Genomic DNA, 4016 nt, shown 5'->3' with positions numbered 1-4016 from the left:
CTTTCTTTTCTTCCTTCACAATGTTTTCTTTCTTTTCTATAGATATGCCTTCTGTTCTTATAGTAAATTGGACACTTTCTATATTTTTATTTTTTTCACTTGCAAAAGAAATTGGCTTAAAGTTACTATTTGAATATTTCGAAGTCATTTCTTTAATTTTTGAATCTATTTCATCTGGTACATCGCTAGTTTTATTATTTAATTGTGTTGATCCCGCATTTAATTTTGATGCACCTTCCCCAATCTTATCTATTCCATTTACTAATTCATTGGTACCATTACTTAATGCTGCTACTCCATTATATACACCTTCTGAACCTTTAGCTAAATCTGAAATATTATTAGCTAATTGTTGTGAACCATTGTATAATGCTCCTGAACCAGTCTTTGCACCGTTTATTCCATTATCAATACCTTCATAACCATTTGCTAATCCTTGGGCTCCTTCCACTAAACTATCTAATGGTAATTGTTGATAAATCTCTGGTGGTAACTTTGCTTTTAGCTCGCTTGTCATTTGACTTACTAAAGCTGAATAGTTTTCTACATTTTGTTTGTAATTTGCAGAACCTTGAGATAAACTTTCTAATCCATTGTTTAAAGATTTTGCACCATCATTTAGAGATGCTACTCCACCTTTAAATTCATTTACTCCAGTTTTTAATTGACCTGCTCCATCTAACAATTGTGTGCTACTCATATAAAATTTATTTACTCCCGTTTTATAACTATCTACACCAGTTTTTAAATCTGAGGTACCTTTATTTAAATCTCCAACTGCATTTACTAAAGTATCTAGTGAATTATTCATATCTCCAAGATCTACATTTACATTCATTCCCATATTTAATCCATTGATAATTATTGGGTCCATTTCAAAATCTTTTACATCTGTAGTTAGCGTGTAACTTGCACTCTCTCCTGGTAGTTTGATATATGAAATAGATTTAGTAGACCCAACATTAGCAATAGTTCCATCCTCTGCCTTAATATTTTTACATTTTTCTCCGTCTAAGCTTAAAGATAGTTGAGTTGCATAATTATCATAAAAAGCTTTATCTACTTTGTCATTTTTATCTATATCTATTTTTATTTCTAATTTACCACTTTTACCTGCTAATTCTTTTGTATTTATCTTTTGTCCATCCAGTGTGTATTCTATATTTATATACCAAGGTATTTCTTTAATTTTCATATCCCCTTGATAGAAAAACTTATCATCTTTATTGTTTACCTTTGTATCTAATAAACCATTTGAATATTTTAATACATCTTCAGTTGAAAGGTTTACTACATTAGTATAATTACCATAATCCACAATATTTTTATTTGAACTTGTATCAAAACTATTTATTACATAAATGTTATTTACATCTCCATTATCATTTAACTTTGTATAAACTACTTCTTCTTTCAAAGTATTGCTATTGGCAAATACCATACTAATATTGCCGACTAAAATTGAGGTGATTATTAGTCCTGTTGTAACTTTTTTAGCTGAATTCAATTTCATGTTTATCTTCATATTTATCCCCCTCTTTATAAAACTTTATATTTTTAGATGTTTTTTCAATTACTTTATCAAACATTACCATTATAGTTGGTAAGAATAATAACACAGATAAGATTGACAATATTGCACCTCTTCCAATTAGCGTTCCTAACTGAGCTATTACAGTGTTTGAAGATATTAACCCCAATGTATATCCAGATACAGATAATATTATCCCAGAGGTTAAAACAGTTCCCGTTGTTGATTTTATCGTTTTAATTACTGCATTTTCTTTTAAGTATTTTTTTCTATTTTGTAAGTATTCATCTGCAAATAAAATTGCATAATCTACAGTTGCCCCTAATTGAACTGAACTAATTACCATGTATCCAATGAATGCTAGCTCTATTCCTTTAAAGTATGAAACTGATAGATTTATCCATATAGAAGATTCTATAGCAATTAATAAAATAATTGGAATTGATGCAGATTTGAAAGTAATTAATATTACCAACCCAATTGCAACAATTGCTCCTATTGTAGTAACTTTATCATCTGTAGTTACTGTTGTTTTTATATCATAAGTGCTCGGACTACCTCCTGCTAAATAATAGTCATCTGCAAAATATTCTTTTGATAAATTTCTAATTGATTCAACTGTTTTAAATGCTGTATCACTTTCCTCTTCTGCTGCAAGAGTTATTATCATTCTACTGTAATTATCACTTACTAAAGAAGATACTTTATCTTTTGGTATAAAGTCTCTAGGTATTTCATTTCCTATAGCTTCTGAGTAAGATATAACATCACTTACACACTCTATGTTATAAAGTTTATCTGTTATTTCTTTTTCAGCTACTTCATCATCCGATGGTATCATTAATACTACCTGATTAGATTTACCGTATAATTTATTTATTTTAGCTGTATCTTTTCCAATTTCTGTTTCTTCCCCACTCGACATTGAAGATGCTCCATAACTAAACTGATTTTTATCTTTAGCTAAAAATGCAGGTCCAGTTAATAAACATATAATTACCACTGCTATCGGTCCAATTTTCATAGAAAACTTACTAAACTTTTCAAAGCTAGGTAAAAATGATTTATGCTGTGTTTTATCAATTATTTTGTAAGTGTATATAGCTAACACTGGAAATAAAAACATTACTGATAAAAGACTTATTATTATACCTTTTGCTAATACAATTCCTAAGTCCGGTCCTATTTTAAATCTCATAAGTGTAAGAGATAAAAATCCAAATATTGTAGTTGATGCACTTGCCACTATAGGTGAAAAAGATTTTTCCATTGCATTAGCCATTGCTTCCTTTACATCCATTCCTTTACCTCTAAATTTTGCAAATTTATGAAGTAAAAATATTGAATAATCCATAGATACTGCAAGTTGAAGAATAGCTGTTGTTGACTGAGTTATAAAAGAAATTTCCCCTAAAAATATATTCGTTCCTGTATTTATTAATATCGCTACTCCTACTGTTAATAAGAATAAAAATGGCTCAAAATAAGAACTAGTGCTTATTATTAGAATAATTAATATTAAAGGTATTAAAAACATCATAATTTTTGAACTTTCTTCTCCTGTTGAAGCTTGTGCAAAAGCTGATGTTGCTGCTTGACCTTCAATTGCTCCCTTACTCCCTACTATTCCTTTTATGTCGTTAATAGTATCTTGTAATCCATTACCATCATCCACTACTATTGAAAATAAGGCATTCTTGTCTTTATACCAAGAATCTAGCACTTTTTTATCTATCATTTCTATAGGTTGATTTATGTTTACAGAATCATCTAACCATTGAATTTCTTTGACTCCATCTACTTTAGAAATTCGGTCTTTATATTCTAAGACTTTTGGAATAGACATCTCCTCTAACATTACCCTTAGATTTGGTGGACCTTTCTCAAATTCTTTATTCATTACTTCAAGCGATACCGTCGAATGTGAATCTTCAGGTAGATAATCCGCTAAATCATAATTAACCTTTACTAATTTAGAGCTAAACACACTAAATATTAAGGCTAAAAGAAATATAATTAGTACAATAGCTTTATTTTTTAATATTTTTTCTGTAAGCCACTTCATTTGCAAACCCCCATATTTATCATTTATAAGATTGATTATATTTGGAAAATATTATATAAAAATGTTTAAATTATTAAAAATTATTAAAATACATAATAAAACACCCATACTTTGCAGTATGAGTGTTGTATATTTAAATAATAAAATCTTCATCTTGTAACTCTTCATAGACTCCTTTTTGATATCCATTCCCCTTTGTTGAAAAGAAGTCATGAGTTTTGGTTTCTGTGCTTAATCCATTTAAAACTATTGGGTTTATTTCTTTTGCATTATATAAATGTTCAAATCCTAGATTTTCTAATGCACTATTTGCATTGTATTGTAAATAGTTTATAACTTCCTCTTCTAGTCCACTCTCTTTGTATATACATCTAGTATAGTTTATTTCATTTTCCATAAGACTAGCTAAAATCTGGTACA

The 4016-nt window shown here is 28.7% G+C and carries 3 protein-coding genes; all 3 read right to left on the bottom strand.

All coding sequences use genetic code 11. The features are described 5' to 3' along the window. Positions 1 to 1525 (bottom strand): hypothetical protein (locus ACRC03_RS19320; RefSeq protein WP_438654244.1); only part of this gene is annotated, 1525 nt, incomplete at its 3' end. Further along, positions 1494 to 3596, bottom strand: a complete 2103-nt coding sequence (locus ACRC03_RS19315) for an efflux RND transporter permease subunit (RefSeq protein ID WP_438654243.1) — start codon at positions 3594 to 3596, stop codon at positions 1494 to 1496. The genes ACRC03_RS19315 and ACRC03_RS19320, both read right to left, overlap by 32 nt. Positions 3597 to 3729: 133 nt before the next feature. Continuing rightward, positions 3730 to 4016, bottom strand: a 287-nt coding sequence (locus ACRC03_RS19310) for a ribonucleotide-diphosphate reductase subunit beta (RefSeq protein WP_438654242.1), incomplete at its 5' end; no start/stop codon positions are given.

It is taken from the genome of Romboutsia sp. (assembly GCF_051659545.1).
Taxonomy (GTDB): Bacteria; Bacillota; Clostridia; order Peptostreptococcales; family Peptostreptococcaceae; genus JBOFOR01.
This window is presented reverse-complemented; position numbering and strand designations above follow the sequence as displayed.

Excerpts from the sequence above, each read along its gene's own strand:
- ACRC03_RS19315 (WP_438654243.1), bottom strand. The coding sequence starts at position 3,596 with ATGAAGTGGCTTACAGAAAAAATATTAAAAAATAAAGCTATTGTACTA.